Annotated in this window: 14 protein-coding genes; 13 read left to right on the top strand and 1 reads right to left on the bottom strand. The window is 68.5% G+C overall.

Features of this window, described 5'->3' with window-relative positions; all coding sequences use genetic code 11:
* The first annotated feature begins 105 nt into the window (after positions 1–105).
* The 10 genes from adh to qhpG all read left to right on the top strand — a co-directional run bounded on the left by adh (position 106) and on the right by qhpG (position 14,010).
* Positions 106–1,626: an aldehyde dehydrogenase gene (gene adh / locus NX068_RS14665; protein WP_263462000.1), complete on the top strand. Its 1,521-nt coding sequence runs from the start codon at positions 106–108 to the stop codon at positions 1,624–1,626.
* Positions 1,627–1,993: 367 nt separating this feature from the next.
* The gene (gene peaA / locus NX068_RS14670) at positions 1,994–3,613 is read left to right on the top strand and encodes a quinohemoprotein amine dehydrogenase subunit alpha (protein WP_263462001.1); all 1,620 of its coding nucleotides are present in this window, start codon (positions 1,994–1,996) and stop codon (positions 3,611–3,613) included.
* Positions 3,614–3,635: 22 nt separating this feature from the next.
* Entirely contained in the window at positions 3,636–5,069 is a 1,434-nt protein-coding gene (gene peaB / locus NX068_RS14675) for a quinohemoprotein amine dehydrogenase maturation protein (protein WP_263462002.1), read from the top strand.
* Positions 5,066–5,389: a quinohemoprotein amine dehydrogenase subunit gamma gene (gene qhpC, locus NX068_RS14680; protein WP_263462003.1), complete on the top strand. Its 324-nt coding sequence runs from the start codon at positions 5,066–5,068 to the stop codon at positions 5,387–5,389. The genes peaB (NX068_RS14675) and qhpC (NX068_RS14680) overlap by 4 nt, the downstream gene beginning before the upstream one ends.
* Positions 5,390–5,459: 70 nt before the next feature.
* Positions 5,460–6,572: a quinohemoprotein amine dehydrogenase subunit beta gene (peaD, locus tag NX068_RS14685; RefSeq protein ID WP_263462004.1), complete on the top strand. Its 1,113-nt coding sequence runs from the start codon at positions 5,460–5,462 to the stop codon at positions 6,570–6,572.
* 75 nt (positions 6,573–6,647) lie between these two features.
* Positions 6,648–8,834 (top strand): cytochrome c biogenesis protein CcsA, encoded by a 2,187-nt coding sequence (gene ccsA / locus NX068_RS14690; protein WP_263462005.1) that lies wholly within the window; start codon positions 6,648–6,650, stop codon positions 8,832–8,834.
* Between the two features lie 164 nt (positions 8,835–8,998).
* Positions 8,999–9,787, top strand: a complete 789-nt coding sequence (locus tag NX068_RS14695) for a TorF family putative porin (RefSeq protein ID WP_263462006.1) — start codon at positions 8,999–9,001, stop codon at positions 9,785–9,787.
* 448 nt (positions 9,788–10,235) lie between these two features.
* Positions 10,236–11,984 (top strand): ABC transporter ATP-binding protein, encoded by a 1,749-nt coding sequence (locus NX068_RS14700; RefSeq protein ID WP_263462007.1) that lies wholly within the window; start codon positions 10,236–10,238, stop codon positions 11,982–11,984.
* Positions 11,985–12,692, top strand: coding sequence for a subtilisin-like serine protease QhpE (qhpE, locus tag NX068_RS14705; protein WP_263462008.1), 708 nt, complete (start codon positions 11,985–11,987; stop codon positions 12,690–12,692).
* On the top strand, positions 12,682–14,010 hold the full coding sequence (gene qhpG / locus NX068_RS14710; protein WP_263462009.1) for a flavin-dependent monooxygenase QhpG: 1,329 nt from the start codon (positions 12,682–12,684) through the stop codon (positions 14,008–14,010). Before qhpE ends, qhpG begins: the two co-directional genes overlap by 11 nt.
* Positions 14,011–14,057: 47 nt before the next feature.
* Here the strand turns inward: qhpG and NX068_RS14715 are convergent, their stop codons facing one another.
* Positions 14,058–15,077, bottom strand: coding sequence for a helix-turn-helix domain-containing protein (locus NX068_RS14715; protein WP_442806750.1), 1,020 nt, complete (start codon positions 15,075–15,077; stop codon positions 14,058–14,060).
* 492 nt (positions 15,078–15,569) lie between these two features.
* Here NX068_RS14715 and peaA (NX068_RS14720) point away from each other — a divergent pair, with 492 nt between their 5' ends.
* The 3 genes from peaA (NX068_RS14720) (at position 15,570) to qhpC (NX068_RS14730) (ending at position 18,989) form a co-directional block, all read left to right on the top strand.
* Positions 15,570–17,159 (top strand): quinohemoprotein amine dehydrogenase subunit alpha, encoded by a 1,590-nt coding sequence (gene peaA, locus NX068_RS14720; protein ID WP_263462010.1) that lies wholly within the window; start codon positions 15,570–15,572, stop codon positions 17,157–17,159.
* 76 nt (positions 17,160–17,235) lie between these two features.
* Complete coding sequence (gene peaB / locus NX068_RS14725; protein WP_263462011.1) at positions 17,236–18,666, top strand: quinohemoprotein amine dehydrogenase maturation protein; 1,431 nt, start codon at positions 17,236–17,238, stop codon at positions 18,664–18,666.
* Positions 18,663–18,989, top strand: coding sequence for a quinohemoprotein amine dehydrogenase subunit gamma (gene qhpC / locus NX068_RS14730; RefSeq protein ID WP_068639426.1), 327 nt, complete (start codon positions 18,663–18,665; stop codon positions 18,987–18,989). The genes peaB (NX068_RS14725) and qhpC (NX068_RS14730) overlap by 4 nt, the downstream gene beginning before the upstream one ends.
* The last annotated feature ends 6 nt before the right edge of the window (positions 18,990–18,995 follow it).

Genomic DNA, 18,995 nt, shown 5'->3' on the forward strand with positions numbered 1-18,995 from the left:
CGGTAGCCCTCCCGATCGTTTCCAGCACCCCGTGAAGATGGAACGGGGACTGCGACGCGGACACTTGTCCAATCACCACCATCACTTCCATCAGGAGACATCGAGATGATCTACGCAATGCCCGGCCAATCCGGGGCCCCGGTGCAGCACAAGGCGAAGTACGACAACTTCATCGGCGGCAAATGGGTTTCGCCGGTCAAGGGCCAGTACTTCGACGTGGTGACGCCGATCAGCGGCCAAGTGTATACGCAGGCGGCGCGCTCGACGGCCGAGGACATCGAGCTGGCGCTGGACGCGGCGCATGCGGCGTTTCCGGCCTGGAGCAAGACGCCGGCGGCCGATCGGGCCAACATCCTGCTCAGGATCGCCGACCGCATCGAACAGAACCTGGAGCGGCTGGCCTACGCCGAGACGGTGGACAACGGCAAGGCGATCCGCGAGACGCTCAACGCCGACATCCCGCTCACGGTCGATCACTTCCGCTACTTCGCCGGCTGCCTGCGTGCGCAGGAAGGCAGCATCAGCGAGATCGACGAGAACACCGTGGCCTATCACCTGCACGAACCGCTGGGCGTGGTCGGGCAGATCATCCCGTGGAACTTCCCGATCCTGATGGCGGCCTGGAAGCTCGCGCCGGCACTGGGTGCGGGCAACTGCGTGGTCCTGAAACCGGCCGAATCGACGCCGGTGTCGATCCTGGTGCTGGTCGAGCTGATCGCCGACCTGCTGCCGCCGGGCGTGCTCAACATCGTCAATGGCTTCGGTCGCGAAGCGGGCATGCCGCTGGCCACCAGCAAGCGCATCGCCAAGATCGCCTTCACCGGCTCGACCTCGACGGGGCGGGTGATCGCCCAGGCCGCGGCCAACAACCTGATCCCGGCCACGCTGGAGCTGGGCGGCAAGTCGCCCAACATCTTCTTCGCCGACGTCATGGACAAGGACGACGCCTTCCTGGACAAGGCGATCGAAGGCATGGTGCTGTTTGCCTTCAACCAGGGCGAAGTGTGCACCTGCCCGAGCCGGGCGCTGATCCAGGAATCGATCTACGACAAGTTCATCGAGCGTGTGCTGAAGCGCGTGGCGGCGATCAAGCACGGCCACCCGCTCGACACCGAGTCGATGATGGGCGCGCAGGCCTCGCGCGAGCAGATGAGCAAGATCCAGTCGTATCTGGCGCTGGGCAAGGAAGAAGGGGCCGAAGTGCTGATCGGCGGCGACAAGGCAGCGCTGGGCGGTGAGCTGAGCGAGGGCTATTACATCCAGCCGACGCTGTTCAAGGGCCACAACAAGATGCGCATCTTCCAGGAAGAGATCTTCGGCCCGGTGCTGGCGGTGACCACCTTCAAGGACGAAGCCGAGGCGCTGGCGATTGCCAACGACACGCTGTACGGGCTGGGTGCCGGGGTGTGGAGCCGCAACGGCAACGTGGCCTACCGGATGGGCCGGGCGATCCAGGCCGGGCGGGTGTGGACGAACTGCTACCACGCCTATCCGGCGCACGCGGCCTTCGGCGGCTACAAGGAATCGGGCATCGGGCGCGAGACCCACAAGATGATGCTCGACCACTACCAGCAGACCAAGAACCTGCTCGTCAGCTACAGCGAGAACAAGCTCGGGTTCTTCTGATGAATTGGGCCCCACGCCGCTGCAGGGCGGCGCGGGTGCCGGCGTTCTCCCCCATCTCACGAAAGTGAGTCTTCAGGCGGCCTACGGGCCGTCTTTTTTTGCCTGCCCGCCGCGCATCCGCCGATTCCGCCACCGCGCGCGGCGGGGCGTTTCCGCACCCGGCGGCCCTCGCCCCCCCGGGATGTAAACACGTGGCCGATTCTTGATACGGCCGCCGCTGCCTCTGGCCGTTTCCCGATAAGCCCCTGGGGCCTTCCCTCCTATAGTCGTTTCGCGGCGCCCGGTATGGGCCGCGCCACCATCCGATATCGAAGCCGCCCGCTCATGCGCGGCCACGCCAATCCAGATTCACGAAGGAGACAACTCGATGGAGAAAGTACACGGGAGAAAACCCCGCATGCTCGCGCTGGCCGCGAGCCTGGCGGTACCGCTTCTCACCCCCCCGGCACAGGCCGCGACGCAGGGCGAAACCCTGGTCAACAGCAAGTGCATCACCTGCCACGCGCCGGCCGAAGACGGGCAACTGGCCCGCATCGGCGACAGCCGCCGTACCCCCGAAGGCTGGGACATGACGGTGGCGCGGATGATCATCAGCCACGGCGTGAAGCTGAGCGCCGACGAGCGCGCCGCGGTCGTCAAGTACCTGGCCGACACGCGCGGCCTGGCGCCCGAGGAGACCGACAGCTACCGCTATCTGATCGAGCGCGACTTCAACCGGGTCGAGCGCGTGCAGGGCGAAGCCCAGCTAGCCTTCGACACGTGTGCGCGCTGCCACTCCTATGGTCGCATCGCGCTGCAGCGCCGCACTGAGTCCGACTGGGCCAAGCTGCCCCACTACCACGTGGGCCAGTACCCGGTGATCGAGATCCAGGCCGGCGGCCGCGACCGCAACTGGTGGGAGCTGGCGACGACGCAGGTGCCGGCAATTCTCGGCAAGCTGTACCCCAACGACAGCGGCGCCTGGCAGCAGTGGCAGCAGCGCGAGCGGGTCAGCGCCGCCGGCACCTGGCGCTTCGCCGGCCACCGCCCCGGCCGCGGCGCCTATGAAGGCGTGGCGACGATCGAGGCCGACCGCGCCGGCACCGACCGCTACAAGGTGAAGTTCCAGTTCGACTATGCCGACGGCCAGCGCGAGACCGCTGAAGGCGAAGCCATCGTCTACACAGGCTACGAATGGCGCGCTTCCGTCAAGCAGGGCAGCATGGACGTGCGGCAGGTGTTCACGCTGTCGCCCGACGGCCAGACGCTGTCCGGCCGCTGGTACGAGAACGGCATCGACGCGATCGGCGGCCGCCTGCTCGCCGCCCGCAGCGGCAAAGGCTCGGCCGAGCGCCTGCTGGCGGTCGAGCCGACCCACATCAAGGCCGGCACGACCCAGCACGTCACTCTCTACGGCAACGGCCTGTCGGGCGACGTGAATCTGGGCGACGGCATCACGGTCGCCAGGGTGGTCGAGCGCTCCGCCGGCAAGGTGGTGGTCGAAGCGCGGGCCGACGGTGCGGGCAAGGACGGCGTGCGCGCCGCCGCGGTCGGCAACGCCCGGCTGCAGCAGGGGCTCGCGCTCTACCGGAACGTCGATTACGTGGCTGTCGAACCGGAGCAGGCGATGGCCGTGGTCGGCGGCGGCAAGGGTCCGCTGCCGAAAGTGCCGGTCCAGTTCGAGAGCGTGGGCTACGCCTTCGGCCCCGACGGCAAGCAGGGCACGGCCGACGACATCCGCTTGGGCTATTTTCCCGCCACCTGGTCGATGATCAACGCCAACGCCTTCGCCGAAGAGATGCAGGACACGGCCTATGCCGGCACCCTGCGTGCGGACGGCCTGTTCATCCCCGGCGATGCCGGCCCCAACCCCAAGCGCCGGTTCGGCACCAACAATGCCGGCGAACTGGCGGTGACGGCGACCGTGGATGACGCCGGACGCAAGCTCAGCGCCAGCAAGCACCTGATCGTGACCCTGCAGCGCTGGAACGATCCGCCGCTGCGCTGAGACGCGCAAAGGAGCCGACCCCATGACCACCTTGTTCGTCAACCGCCACAGCTTCCACGACGTGAAGCTGCCCGAGCGGCGGATGCTGTTCCACATCCCGTCCAGCGGCCTGTTCGAGCTGGACGAGGTGGGCGGCTCGCTGCTCGACTTCCTGAAGGAAAACGATCGCGTCTCGCTGGATGGCGTGCGCGAGCGCTTCGACGGCCGTGTCACGGCCTCCGACCTGGCACAGACCTTCGAAAACTTCCGCGAGCTGTCGATCCTGTGCGACGCCCCCGCCGGGCCCGACTTGGGCCTGCGCACGGAGATTCGTTCCTTTCCGATCAGCACCGTGGTGCTGAACGTCAACACCGGCTGCAACCTGAGCTGTACCTATTGCTACAAGGAGGATCTGGACGTCCCGTCCAAGGGACGCCGAATGAACTTCGACACCGCCCGCAAGAGCATCGAACTGCTGCTCGCCGAGGGTGCCGTCCACGACCGTATCAACGTCATCTTCTTCGGTGGCGAGCCGCTGACCAACCTGGCGCTGATCGAGCAAGTGGTGGACTACACCGAACGGCGCTGCGCCGAGGAAGGCAAGCACGTCGATTTCTCGATGACCACCAACGCCACGCTGCTGACCGAGGAGATCGTCGACTACCTCGACCGCCACCGCTTCGGCCTGTCGATCAGCATGGACGGCCCCGAGGCGGTGCACAACCGCCGCCGGCTCACCGTCGGCGGCAAGGGCACCTACTCGGTGGTGGCCTCCAAGGCGCGGATGCTGCTGGCGCGCTACCGCTCCAAGCCGGTCGGCGTGCGCGTGACGATGACTGCGGGCTACACCGACGTGTCCGCCATCCACCAGCACCTGAAGGGCGAGCTGGGCTTCTTCGAGGTGGGGTTCGCGCCCGCCACCTCGGGGCCGCTGACGGCGTTCAACCTCGACGCGGACGAGTTGCAGGCGGTCTTCGACGGCATGAAGGCGCTCGGCCGCGCCTACCGCGACGCGGCGCTGCGCGGGGAGAACAACGGCTTCTCCAACATGCACCAACTGATGAGCGATCTGTACGAGGGACGCAAGAAGGCGCTGCCCTGCGGCGCCGGCGTCGGCCTGCTGGCGGTGGACCACCAGGGCGACCTGAATCTGTGCCACCGCTTCACCGGCTCGGACATGCCGCGCTTCGGCAACGTCGGCGAAGGCATCGCCAAGGAGGCGCTGGGCGCCTTCCTGGAGAAGGCCACCGACCGCGCCGGCAAGGGCTGCGCCACCTGCCGCATCCGCAACCTGTGCGCCGGCGGCTGCTACCACGAGTCCTACGCCCACTTCGGCGACCCCTTGTCGCCGACCTACCACTACTGCGACCTGATGCGCGACTGGGTGGACTTCGGCATCGAGATCTACACCGAGATTCTGGTCAAGAACCCGGGCTTTTTCAGACAACACCTGAGCACGAGGAGTATCCAGCTATGAAGCACATGAAAGCGATGAACGCGAAGGCCCACCAGGTCGAGGTGGCGATCGGCAAGGGCGGGGGCGAGGCCGAGGAAGTGATGGCGATGCAGACCGTCGTCGGCTGCGCCACGACCTTCGACCCGGGCTGGGAAGTCGACGCCTTCCTCGGCGTCGCCGGCTTGTGCCAGCCGATGGAGGCCGACCTCTACGGCTGCGCCGACCCCTGCTGGTGGCCCGCGCAGGTGCCCGACACCCTGCACAACTACACCGACTGGGCCGCCGGCAAGGATGCCGCCGTGCAGGACTGGACCAAGCTGCAGTCGGTCTACCCCAAGTAGGACCCGGTCGACGAATCCCGCCAATGCATTAGGCGCGGCGGCGCCGCCGCCGCGCCAGGAGACTCCCACAATGAAAAACAAGCAGCAATCCACCCTGCGCAAGGCATTCGCGCTCGGCATCGTCGGCCTCGGCATGAGCCTGCTCAGCCAGGCCAGCCTGGCCGCCAAGGACTATCTCGTCACCGCGGTGCGCCCCAACAAGCTGGTCGTCGTCGATGCCCAGGCGCGCCAGGTGGTCAAGACCCACGAGATCCCCAACACTGCGCCGGGCAACAGCGTCGCCGGCATCGCGGTGTCGCGGGACGGCAAGGTCGCCTACGCCATCCACAACCGCTGGGAAAGCGTGTCCGGCATCGACCTGGAAACCGGCAAGGAGGTCTTCCGCGCCGAGCTGTCCTCGCCCGACATCCGCGCCAAGGCGCATTTCGCCATCGACGTCAGCCCGGACGGCAAGGAACTGGCGGTGTACGTCAATCCGACCCGCCTGAAGCCGGGCGAATACGAGGTGCTGGACCCTTACATCGCCATCTACGATACCGCCGCCGGCATCCATGCCCAGCCGGTGCGCAAGCTGCCCGCCCCCCGCCGGGCCACCACGCTGGCCTATTCGCCCGACTACAAGCGCCTGTATACCTTCACCTGGGACATGCTGGTGCTCGATCCGAAGACCGGCGAGCAGATCGGCTCGCACCCGTGGAAGAGCTGGAAGCGCGAAGGCTACGGCGAACCGGACTCGCTGTCGGTGTCGCCGCAGTTCGAGCAGACCAACGAGTTCGCCACGCCCTACTTCATCCAGCACAAGGACAAGGACGGCAAGGAGTCGCTGCGGGCCGGCATCTGGGCGCTGGACATCGAGAAGGACACCGTGCGCTTCTCCGAATTCGAGGACGCGACGGTGATGTTCTTCTCCACCGCCATCAACCCGGTGCGCCGCAACGAAGCCTACACGGTGTACACCCAGCTCACCAAGACCGACCTCGACACCAACACGCTGCTCAAGCGGGTGGACCTCGACCACACCTTCTACACCGTCAACGTGTCGTCCGACGGCAAGGAGCTGTACATCGGCGGCACCATCAACGAGATCGCCGTCCATGACAGCGACACGCTGGAGAAGAAGGGCACCATCATCGTCGGCCGCGGCGACCAGGTGCTCAGCTCGATGCGCCTGGTGCGCCGCTGAAGCCGGCCGGCGCCATGCAAGCCCATGCCGCACATGGCGCCGCGCCGGGCGCGGCGCCCCTTCCGGAGCCAAGCCATGCATGAACACCGAACGGACGCCCGCCCGGCGGTCTGGCTCGTCCTGCCGGCCGCCGCGCTGTCGTGCGCCGCGCTGCCCGCCGCCGGCAACCTGGCGGTGCTGGGCGCCGGCCTTTGCGCGCTTGCCGCCGGCCTGCGGCCAATCGGCCGCTCGGCCTGGGCACGGGCCGCGGCGGCGCTGCTGTGGGGCGCACTGCTCGGGCTAGCCCTGCTATTGCTCGGCGACCGTTTCGAGGTGCGCTACGTCTGGCTGTACAGCGGCGCCGAACTGCCGCCGCACCTGAAGCTGGGCAACCTGTGGGGCGGCGACGAAGGCACGACGCTGCTGCTGGCGGCCTTCTGCGCCAGCCTCGCGGCACGCGGCCGCAGTCAGTCCGTGCGCGTCGATGCCACAGCGCTCATTGCCGCCGCCATCGCGCTGCTCGCCGCCTGGCTGAGGCCGTTCTCCGCCACGCCCGCCGAGCTGCTGGCGCAGGCGGCGTCTCAGGGCATGAACGCCCACCTGATGAAGATCTGGATGCTGCTGCATGCACCGCTGGTGCTGGCGGCCTACGCGTGGATACTGGCGCTTGCCGCGCCGGCCCTGGCCGCGCTTGGCGGCCACGCCGCGCAGTGGCCGCACGATGCGCAGATGTGCGCGCGCCGCGCCTGGATGCTGCTCACCGGCGGCATCGGCTTCGGCATGGTGTGGGCCTTCGAGGATGCGATGTATGGCCTGGTCTGGCACTGGGACCCGGTGCAGACGGCGGTCTTCGCTGTCTGGTGCCTGCTCGGCGCCCACCTGCACGGCATCCCCGGCTGGCGGGCGGGACGGCCGGCGTGGCGCTGGATGCCGGCCACCGCGCTATGCGCGGCCGCGCTCACCCTGGTCGCCATGGGTGTGACGCGGTATGAGGCGCTTGCCAGTTCGCACCGCTACGTCGGCGCGGCCAGCGCGCCGGTGTACTTCGCCCTCGCCGCGCTGCTCGCCGCCGCCGGCGCGGCAATGGGATGGCGCGGGTGGCGCGGGCGCACCCGCGTCGCGCCTGCGCCGCTGCGCCAGGGCTTCGCCGCGTGGGGGCTGCGCCTCACCCAGTATGCCTTCGCCTTCATTGCGGCCGCCTCCGCAGGACATCTCGCCTGGGCCTTCCTTGCCAGCGCCCAGGAACTGCCGCGGCCGGACGACCTGAAGCCCTTTTTCGCCACGCTGGCCAACTGGGCGCACGGCAGCGAGCTGCCGGCACTGAGGGCGGCCTTCTCGCAGTGGGACGTGAACGGCTACGCGCTGGCACGGGCGGCGCTGTATCCGCTGATCCTCATCGGCCTGCTCGGCGGCTGGTTCTTCATGCGCCGCCTGTCGCCGCGGCTGGGCTGGACGTCGCTGGCGCTGGCGGCGCTCGCCTGCGGCGGCGTCTGGCTCGAAGGCGGCCTGCTGACACGCGAATACACCGGCACCGGGGTGCTGTCGCAGCGGATCGTCGCGGTACTGCCGCGCATCGACGCCAGCCTCGCGGCGGGCGCCTACCTGGCCCTGGCAGCGAGCGCCTGGAGCATCCGAACGGCGGCGAGGACGGCCGCCGGAGGCCATGCCCTCGCCGTCGGGCTGGTGCATGTGGGATCGATGCTCGCGCTGTGGGGAGCCCTGCTGTCGACGGCCCTCAACGGCTACTCGCAGCACGTGGTCGCCCTGTCGGACGACTGGCGGCACGACCATCACGGCTACGCCTTCCGCGTCACCGGCGTCGATGTCGAGCGCACGGCCGACGGTGGCCGCGCGGACGGCGACGCAGGCTTTCGCGCCTTCGCCCGCATCGAGTTGCTGACGCCGTCGCAGCGCCTGGCCAGCGGCCAGACCCTGTACCGCGACGGCCGCAGCGCCGTCGAAGGCTACGACGGCCCGATGCGCGAGATCTGCGAGATTCTCGACTACCGCTACGCGCGCTACGCCGATTCGCCGGGATACGTGCTGCACCCCTTCATTGAGCGCGGCTGGGCGCGTGACGTACAACTGTGGGTCTCCCCCGCCGCCGCCGTGGCCGCGCTCGAAGGCGGTCCACAAACGCCGCAGGCGACGGTGGTGCTGCGCTACTTCCCGTTCATCTCGCTGCTCTGGCTCGGCCTGATGCTGACTGCGGCGGGCGCGCTGTGGCTCGCATTCGCGCCGCAACGTGCCCGCCGGGGAAAGTCCGTACAAAGCCGCACGTAGCCTCCGCTGCCAGGCTTGCGCGAGCCCCGGGGCGCCTGTAAGCAAGACGCCGGGGGCGTGCGCATCCGTATGCCGCGCCCCGGCGTGACCGCAGGCGTGCAACCCGGCGCTCCCCAGCGCCTAGAACCGGCGCCGCCGGCCCATGACTCAAGGAGACATCCGAAGTGAAGCGATACATCAAACGCACGGCCCTGAACACCTTGCTCGCAAGCCTGCTGGCCGCTGCCTCCGCCGTGCATGCCAGCGACACAGCCACACCGCCCTTTGCCCTCGGCGCGAACGTCAGCCTGGTTTCGCAGTACGTGTTCCGGGGCGTTTCGTATTCCCAGGAAAGGCCCGCCATGCAGGGCGGCTTCGACCTGGCGCATGGCAGCGGACTCTACCTCGGCGTGTGGGGCACCAGCGTCAGCGACGACGCGCTCAACGACGCATCGGGTGAAATCGACGTCTATGGCGGCTACGCGAACACCATCGGTGACTTCGGCTACGACATCGGCCTGCTGCAGTTCATCTTTCCCGGCGGCAGGATCGACGGCACGCGCGAAAAGTACGACACGCTGGAACTCTACGCCGGCATCACGTGGAAATTCCTGAGCCTCAAGTACTCGCACACCCTGGGCGACTACTTCGGCTTCAACGACAAATCCTTCGGCCTGGGGAGGGGAGACTCGAAGGGCTCGTACTACGTCGAGGCCAATCTGGCGCATGAATTCCTGCCCGGCTGGACCGTCAGTGCCCACGTCGGCCACCAGTACGTGCGCAACTATGGCGAATACAACTTCACCGACTGGAAGATCGGCCTGGAGAAGAGCTTCGACGGCGGCTGGCAGGCGGGACTCGCCTGGGTCGACACCGACGCCGACAAGCCACTCTACACCGTGTGCGACGATGGCCGGCACTGCAAGAACACGGCGTCGGGCAAGTGGCTGGTCCACCTGACGCGCAGCTTCTGACTCCCCAGGCGCGGCGCCCGCCTGCGTGGCCCGTCCCGCAAAATCGGCCGCCGCAGCCTGGAAGCGCTTCGCCAGTCCACGGCCGCCGTCCCTCCTGGCCTTTGATGTGTATCCAGGTGGGTGAGCGTCCATGGCTCGCGGCTTAGTGCCAGCCGGTCGTTGCGCTGATGTCAGCGATGAGTTTATCTATTGTTTAGAAACCGGTTGACATGCATGCTGACCCCCTCACGCGCTTCGGAAAGCACCACGATGAGTCTGCTTCACCCTATATCGATAGTCACCGAATTAACCTGGAGTTTGGGTGGTGAGAAGGGTGCAAGGACCTGCAAGTGCTCGCCAGCCTCTCCTCGGGCTTGACCTTGGTGATTTGGTTAATCGGAGAGATGGAACGGGTCAAGGCAGTCCGCCGGTCGCGAGGATGGGTCATGCAACTGCTGGAGGGTGTTCCGTGCTGAGCCGCCTGGTCCATAGCGAGCGGCCGGACGAACTGCGCCGCGGTCTGCGCTGGCTGTACGGCTTCGTGCGGCCGCAGCGGCGTGCGATCGCCGGGCTGCTGTCCCTTTCGCTGTGCGCCACCCTGCTGGTGCTGCTGCAGCCGTGGCTGACCAAGATGCTGATCGACGACGGCCTGATCGCGCGCGATTACCCGACCCTGGTGGCGGTCGCCTGCGGCATGATCCTGGCCGGCATCACCGGCACCGTGCTGGCGGGCGTCAACCGGCAGCTGCATACGCGCCTGTCCGGCCGCATCCTGTTCGCGCTGCGCAGCGATCTCTACCGCCACCTGCAGACCCTGTCGCCGGCTTTTTACGGCCGCCAGCGCATGGGCGACCTGATGTCGCGGCTCGACGGCGACGTGGCGGAGATCCAGCGCTTCGCCGTCGACAGCCTGTTCGCCGCGGTCAGCAGCGTCATCGGCCTGGTCGGCGCGCTGGTGCTGATGCTGAGCCTGTCCTGGCAGTTGTCGCTGCTGGTGCTGGTATTGGTGCCGCTCGAGGCGGCCTGGTTGCGCTGGATGCGGCGCAAGGTGGAAGCGCGCACGCGCACGGTGCGTGAGCGCGCAGCGGACGTGTCGAGCTTCCTGGTCGAGACGCTGCCGGCGATGAAGTTCATCCAGGCCTCGCGGCGCGAAGCCGACGAGCGCGCGCGGCTCGACCGCCTGGGCGAGCGCTACCTCGGCGACCTGCTGCGGCTGCAGCGCACCGAGTTCTTCACCCAGGCCGTGCCATCGACGCTGACCTCGCTGACGCGTGCCGCGGCTTTCCTGATCGGCGGCTGGTGGGTGATCGAAGGCAGCTGGCAGCTCGGCGCCCTGATTGCGTTCTCCACCTACCTGGGCATGGCGACCGGCCCGGTCAACAGCCTGCTTGGGCTGTACGTCGCCATCCAGCGCATGAGCGTGAGCCTGATGCGGGTCAGCGAGCTGCGCGAGGCGCCGGCCGAGGTCGTCGACGAGGGCGATGAAGGCGCCGCCGAGTCGCGGCCCGCCGTGCAGCCGGCGCCGCGTTCATGGCACGGCGCGATCGAATTCGACGAGGTGGTGTTCCGCCATGCGGAACGGCCCGACGCGGTGCTCGACGGCGCCAGCCTGTCGATCCCGGCCGGCGCGAAAGTGGCGCTGACCGGCGCCTCGGGCGCCGGCAAATCGACGCTGATCGACCTGCTGCATCGGCACTACGATCCGGGTGCAGGCGCGATCCGGCTCGACGGCACCGATCTGCGCCGGATCGGGCTTGGTGAATTGCGGCGCGCGGTGGCGGTGGTCAGCCAGGACATCGTGCTGTTCCGCGGCACCCTCGCCGACAACATCCGCTACGCCGCGCCGCAGGCCGACGATGCGGCGGTGCGCGAGGCTGCGCAGCGGGCGCGGCTGGACGAACTCGTCGAACGCCTGCCGCAGGGGCTGGACACGCCGCTGGGCGAGCGTGGCCAGCAGCTTTCCGGCGGCCAGCGCCAGCGCATCGCGATCGCTCGCGCGCTGCTGCAGCAGCCCTGCGTGCTGGTGCTCGACGAAGCCACGTCGGCCGTGGATGAGGCGACCGAGGCCGGCATCATCGCCGAGGTGGATGCGCTGTTCGCCGGCCGTACCCGCATCCTCATCAGCCATCGCCCGGCGACGCTGGCCGGCTGCGATCTGCGAGTGTGCTTGCAGGCAGGGCGATTGAGCGTGCTGCCGGACAGTGGAGAGGCCGTCTAGATGAGCGCGCGGATACGCATCGGGGTGGTCGATAGCGGACATGCGGCCGCGCAGGTGCCGCACGTAGCCGCATCCGCCGCCTTCGTGCTCGACGGCGGCGAACTGCGCTGCATGCCTGCAGAAGTGGACAAGCTCGGGCACGGCAGCCGCGTCGCTGAAGCTTTGCTGCATTGTCTGCCGCAGGCCGAACTGCTGGTCGCTCAGGTGTTCCGCGACCGCCTGGCGACGTCTGCCGCACAGGTGGCGGCGGCGATCGACTGGCTGGTGGACAAGGATGCGCTGCTGATCAACCTGAGCCTGGGCCTGCGCGAGCCGCGGCCGGTGCTGGCGGCCGCCTGCGCGCGTGCGCTGGCGGCGGGCGTGGTGCTGTGCGCGTCGGCGCCGGCGCGCGGCCAGCCGGTCTATCCATCCGGTTTCCCCGGCGTGCTGCGGGTGACGGGCGATGCGCGCTGTGCCGCAGCCGGCGAGATCGCCGCGCTCGGCGCCGCACATGCCGATTACGGCGCCTGCGTGCGGCCGCTGGACGGCAGCCTGGAAGGTGCAGGGGCCAGCATGGCCTGTGCCTGGCTCAGCGGCATGGCCGCAAGCCATCTGGCGGCCGGTGGCAGCGCGGCCTCGCTGTCCGGCTGGCTGGCGGCACAGGCGCGCTACCACGGGGTGGAAGATCTGGAGAGCCTGAAACGGGAGAAGCTGAGACATGGCCGCTGACGGAATCGTCGTGATTGGCGCCGGGCCGGCGGGTGCGGCGGCGGCAATCGGGCTGGCGCGCATGGGCGAGCCGGTCACGCTGGTGGGCGAACCGCGCCGTTTCGCTGCGGTGGAAGGCGTGTCGGCGCGTGTGCTCGGAGCCTTGCGCGGGCTGGGGCTGGAGCAGGCCATGGGCGCGTTCGCGCCGCCGTCGCCGCGCCGCGCGCAGTGGAACGGCACGCTGTCCGAGGCCAATCAGGAGAGCCTCGTCGATCGCCAGCTTTTCGACCGCGGCGTGCTGGACGACCTCGAGCGCCTGGGCGTGAGGGTGGTGCGCGGCCACGTCGCCGAAGTCGTCTCCGCGCCGGGCCGCCACGAGATCCGGGTCGAGACGGCAGGCGGCATGCGGACCTTGTCGGCGGATTTCATCGTCGAGGCCCGCGGCCGCGCGGCGCCGGGCGGCGGGCTGCCGCGCGTGCGCGGCGCCGAAACGGTGTCGCTGCTGCAGTACTGGCAGGGGCCACCCGGCAGTGCGCACTCGGCGGTGCAGAGCTGCGAGGACGGCTGGGCATGGATGGCGGCGCTGGCCGATGGCCGGCGCTACCTGCAACTGACACTGGACGTGCGCAGTGCCGCGCTGCCGCCGAAAAAGGCGCTGGCTGGCTATTGCGCCGCGCGCCTGCGCGGCATCGATGCCGCCGCGCCTTTCCTGCGGGATGCCGAGCCGGTTGGCGAGCCCCATGCGCGAACCAGTACGCCGGTGCTCAACGAAGTGCTGGCCGGCGACGACTGGATTCGCGTCGGCGATGCGGCGATGGCGGTCGATCCCCTGTCGGGCAACGGCATCTTCCAGGCCTTGTCGTCGGCGCTGCAGGCGCCGGCGGTGGTGGCGACGCTGCGCCACGACCCCGCGCGCGCGGCCCTGGCGCGCCGCTTCCACCAGCAGCGCATCGAGCACCTGTTCTATCGTTTTGCCCGCATCGGGCGTGATTTCTACGCCCAGGAAACGGGCTGGACGCAAGAACCGTTCTGGGCGGCGCGGCGGGACTGGCCCGATCGGGCACCGCTGCACGCCGAGGTCAAGCCCGGTATGGCGGTGGCTGCACGCCGGCCAGTGGTCCGCGATGGCAGGATCGTCGAGGAGGAGGTGGTCGTCACGCCCGACCAGCCGCTGGGCGTGTGGCATCTGGATGGCGTGCCGCTGGCGCCCTTGCTGAAGGCAGTGCAGGCGGCGCCGGGCAGGCCGGCCGAAGCGGTATTGCAGGCGATGGAGGGCCTGGATGCTGATGTTGCGGTGCGAATCGCCGCCTGGATGCGAGCTCAGGGGTGGATTTGCTGAAGCCCGGATTGCCGATTTGGGCTAATGGGCGAATAAATTATTTGTATTTAGCTGCCGCGGCGCAGGGTTTCCGACGGTAGCTCGCCGAACATGGCCTTGTATTCGGCCGAAAAGTGCGACAGGTGCCAGAATCCCCAGCATGCCGCGATGTCGGCGACGGTGGCGCGTTCGCTGCCGCCGGCCTGCTTCAGGGCGCGGCGCACGGCATTGAGGCGGATCGCGCGCAGGAATTTCACCGGGTTCAGGTCGAGCACGTCCTGGAAGCTGTATTGCAGGGTGCGGCGCGAGACGCCGAGTTCGGTGCATAGGTCGGCGACGCTGATCGGCTCGTCGATGTGCGTTTCCATGTATTCGCGTGCTCGCGCGACGATGAGTTGGCGGGTTCTACAGGATGGCGCCAGGATAGCCGGCGCGGGGGGCAGCGTGCCGAGCAGGGTGGCGAACAGCGCCTGCTCCATCGCCGCGCGCATCTGCGGGTGGCGCAGCAGGTCCGGGGTGGCGCGCAGGCTGGCCATCATGGTCGCCAGCAGGCTGCCGAAAGCTTCCATCTGCTGGGGGCTGGCGGGGATGAGCGTATGCCCGGCAAGCTCTGCTTCGAGGTCGCGGTGCTCCACCTGCAGTGCATAGGTGTTGAGCGCGGCCGCGTCTGCCGTACAGGCGAGGATTTCGAGCCGGCGCGGCGTGCGGAAGTCGAGTTCGTCGCCGTCGCCGAGCGTCAGCATCGAGTGCCGGGAATAGGTCTCGCCGCAAAACCAGCCCGTGCCGTCGATGATCGTCGGCACCGCCACGGTGCGCGAGCCCGGCCAGGCGATGCCGGCCTGGTGCACGGACTGGTTGAGCGTTTCCCGGAACAGCTGCACCTTGCCGAAGCAGAACTCCTCGAATTCCCCGGCGAAGAGGCCGGCGCTGAGCTGGTCGTACTGCTGCTGCCAGTTGCTCAGGCAGGCGGCATGCTCGTCGGCGTCCAGCGTGTCGCGCAGCGTGTAGGAGAAAGGGGCCGTGGTGCCGGGAGCAGCGGTGCCTGCGATCGGGCCGCCCGCATCCATAGGCTTGGCGACCGCGCTCATTGCCCTCGCCTTTCGGGCGTGTGCAGCGTGGCGAACATGTCTCGTCCTCACTCGATCGATGGGCGATCGTTCTTGTCGTTATGCGCCCCTGGCTGCGGGGCGTAAGGACGGGCGCGATTCATCGCTTGCCCGTCTTTCAGGCCAGCATGGCACGCGGGGGCCGCTTGTGCAAGCCGGTAGCGTGCCGGTGGCTTGCCGTTTTCGGCTAACGCCGATCGCCTTGCATTTGTCCAGCCTCCGCGTGACTCCGGCAGCGACCGGGGCAGGCGGGTGGTAGATGTCGATGTTGCGCAGGCCCTCGCAGAAGGGCTGGAGGCCGGCCCCGTGCCGCGCCCCGGTGGAGAAAGGAGATGCAGGATCGGCTCGCCCGCCGCGAGCCGGCCGGTGTTTGTCCTCGGCCCGCGCAGCGTTGCGGTGTCCTTCGTATGGCGAACGGCCTGGCCGCGCTGCCGGAGGATGCTTCATCCACGGGTACCAAGAGGAGATCCGGTCTTGAAGATCAAAAAAATTGCCGCCGCGATGAGCGGCGTGGTTGCAGTCGGCCTTGCGCTGGCATCCTCGCCGGCAGTGGCCGCCGCTTCAGCCGAGGCCCTGCTGCGCGCAAAGTGCCTGGCCTGTCACACCGAAACCGATGCGGGCTTCAGCCGCATCGCCGACCAGCGCAAGTCGCCCGAAGGCTGGCTGATGTCGATCGCCCGCATGCAGATCGTGCATGGCCTGAAGATCACCGACGAGGAGCGCCGCGCGGTCGTCAAGCATCTGGCCGATACCCAGGGCTTGGCGCCGTCCGAAACCGAAGGGTCGCGCTATGCGCTCGAACGCCGGCTGAACACCATGGAGGCCTTCGAATCCGAGCAGTTCACGCAGATGTGCGCGCGCTGCCACTCGGGTGCACGGGTGCTGCTGCAGCGCCGCCCGGCGTCGGAATGGGAGCACCTGGTGCATTTCCACCTCGGCCAGTACCCCACCGCCGAGTTCCAGGCCTTCGGCCGCGACCGCGACTGGCTGGGGATTGCGCTCAAGGAAGTGGTGCCCGATCTGGCCGGCAAGCTGCCGCTGGAGTCGGAAGCCTGGAAAGCCTGGCAGGCGCGCGCGCCGCAGGCGGTCGATGGCGAATGGAGCCTGAGCGGCCACATGACCGGCCGCGGCGGCTTCTCCGGCGTCATGAAGGTATCGGCCGGCAAGGCCCAGGATCTCCATGCGCTGAGCTTCGAGGGCCGCTGGGACGACGGCAAGCCGATGGCGGGCAAGGGCCAGGCGCTGATCTACACCGGCTACGAATGGCGTGCCGACCTCGTCGTCGATGGCACGCCGATGCGCCAGGTGTTCGCGCTGGAGGACGGCGTGCTGCGCGGGCGGATGTTCCTGCGCGACCACGACGAAGTCGGTGCCGACGTCGTCGCCAGCCTGCAGCGCGACGGCAACGCGCGCGTGCTGGCCGTGCATCCCGCCTACCTGAAGGCGGGCGACGAAGGCGAACTGCGTATCGTCGGCTCGAAGCTCGAAGGAGAAGTCGGCCTGCCGCAAGGCGTGAGTCTGCTGGAAACCGTCCGCCGCTCGGCCAGCGAAGTGGTGCTGCGCGTGCGTGCGGAGGCGGCGGCGCGCGGCGTGCATCCGGTGACGGTGGGTGCGGCCAGCGGCGGCAGCCTGGCGGTGTACGAGCGCATCGGCGAGCTCAAGGTACTGCCCGCCTATGCCGTCGCCCGCATCGGCGGCAACGGCACGCCGACCGCCAAGGTCGAGGCCCGCTTCGACGCCGAGGCCTGGGATGCGGGGCCGGACGGTCAACCCGGTACCAGCGACGACTTCCGCATCGGCGTGGTGCCGGCCAGGTGGTCGGTGGAGCCGTTCGACGAGGTTGCGGTGCGCGACGAGGACGTGAAGTTCGCCGGCCTGATGGACGAGGCTTCGGGCGTCTTCGTGCCCGGTGGTGCAGGCCCCAATCCCTTGAGGCGGATGTCTGCGAACAACGTCGGCAACCTGAAGGTGGTGGCCGAAGTGCAGCAGGGCGGCACGCCGGTGCGCGGCGAAGGGCAGTTGATCGTGGCGCCGCAGCGCTGGAACAACCCGCCGATTCCGTGAGCGGCCGCGTGCCGTGTTCCGCGTCCCGGCGGGCGATGTCCCGCCGCCCACGATCCCGATGATTGAGGAGGCTCCGATGGGTGCCGTCTTGAACCTGGTGCAGCACAACCTGCACGAGCTGCGCGTCGACGACACGCGCATGCTGTTCCACATTCCGAGCAGTTCGCTGTTCGCGCTCGATCCGCTGACCGAAGCCTTGATCGACCGTATCCGCCGCCAGAGCCTGACCGCCGAGGCGCTGATCGATGGCCTGCGCACCGAGTTCGACGCCGACGACGTCGCCGGCGCGATCCGCGACCTGGTTGCGCTCGAGCTGGTCGACGACGGCCACCCGGCCGGCAGCGCGGCGGCCGCGCACGTGTTCGAGCGCTTTCCGCTGACGACGGTAGTGCTCAACGTCAATACCGGCTGCAACCTGAGCTGCACCTATTGCTACAAGGAGGATCTCGACAAGCCCTCGGCCGGCCGCAAGATGGCTTTCGACACCGCGCGCGATTCGATCGAGATGCTGCTGCGCGAATCGCCCGACGAGCCGCGCTACAACGTGGTCTTCTTCGGTGGCGAGCCGCTCAGCAACCTGCCGCTGATCAAGGAGGTGGTGGCCTACTGCGAGGAACGCTTCGCCGGCCTGGGCAAGCAGGTCGATTTCGTCATGACGACGAACGCCACGCTGCTCTCCAACGACACCATCGACTGGCTCAACGCCCACCGCTTCGGCCTGTCGATCAGCATCGACGGCCCAAAGGCGATCCACGACCGCAACCGGCTCACGGTCGGCGGCCAGGGCACCTACGAAACCGTGCGGCGCAAGGCCGAGCGGCTGCTGTCGCGCTATACCGCGCGGCCGGTCGGCGCACGGGTGACGTTGACCCACGGCACGACCGAGGTCGAGCGCATCTGGGACCACCTGTTCAACGAGCTGGGCTTCGCCGAAGTCGGCTTCGCGCCGGTGACCTCGGGCGACATCAGCACCTTCAACCTGAGCAACGAGGAAGTGGCCGAGGTCTTCGCCGGCATGAAGCAGCTCGGCCGGCGCTACCTGGAGGCGGCGCTGGAGGGGCGCAACATCGGCTTCTCGAACATGCACCAGTTGATCACCGACATGCACGAAGGGCACAAGAAGCTGCTGCCCTGCGGCGCCGGGCTGAAGATGCTGGCGGTCGACTACAAGGGCGAGCTGAACCTGTGCCACCGCTTCACCGGCTCCGAGCTGCCGACCTTCGGCAACGTCAAGGACGGCATCGAGCGCGAGCAGCTGGGCGATTTCCTGTCGCAGCGCCTGGACCGCAGCGACACCGGCTGCGCGAGCTGCCGCATCCGCAACCTGTGCTCGGGCGGCTGCTACCACGAGAGCTATGCGCGCTACGGCGACGCCACGCACCCCACCTACCACTACTGCGATCTGATGCGCGACTGGGTGGATTTCGGCATCGAAGTCTACAGCCGCATCATGGCCGGCAACCCGGCCTTCATCGAACAGCACATTTCCCCGAGGAGGGCGTCATGAAACATCTGAAGGCAATCAACAACAAGGCGAAGCTGCTGGAGCAGGCCGTCGGCGAGGACCGCGTCGAGGAAGTGGTGGCGATGAGTGCGATCGCCGGCTGCACGGCGACGGTGGACCCCGGCTGGGAAGTCGACGCCTTCGGCGGCGTGGCCTCGCTGTGCCAGCCGATGGAGTCCGACCTCTACGGCTGCGCCGACCCCTGCTGGTGGCCCGCCCAGGTGCCGGACACGATGATCACCTATCCGGACTGGAACAAGGATGCGGCCAACACCCGCGAAGACTGGCGCAACCTCGGCTCGGTGTTCCCGGGCGACAAGCTGTAAGGGGGC

Source organism: Thauera carbonicopians (assembly GCF_025699485.1).
Taxonomy (GTDB): Bacteria; Pseudomonadota; Gammaproteobacteria; order Burkholderiales; family Rhodocyclaceae; genus Thauera.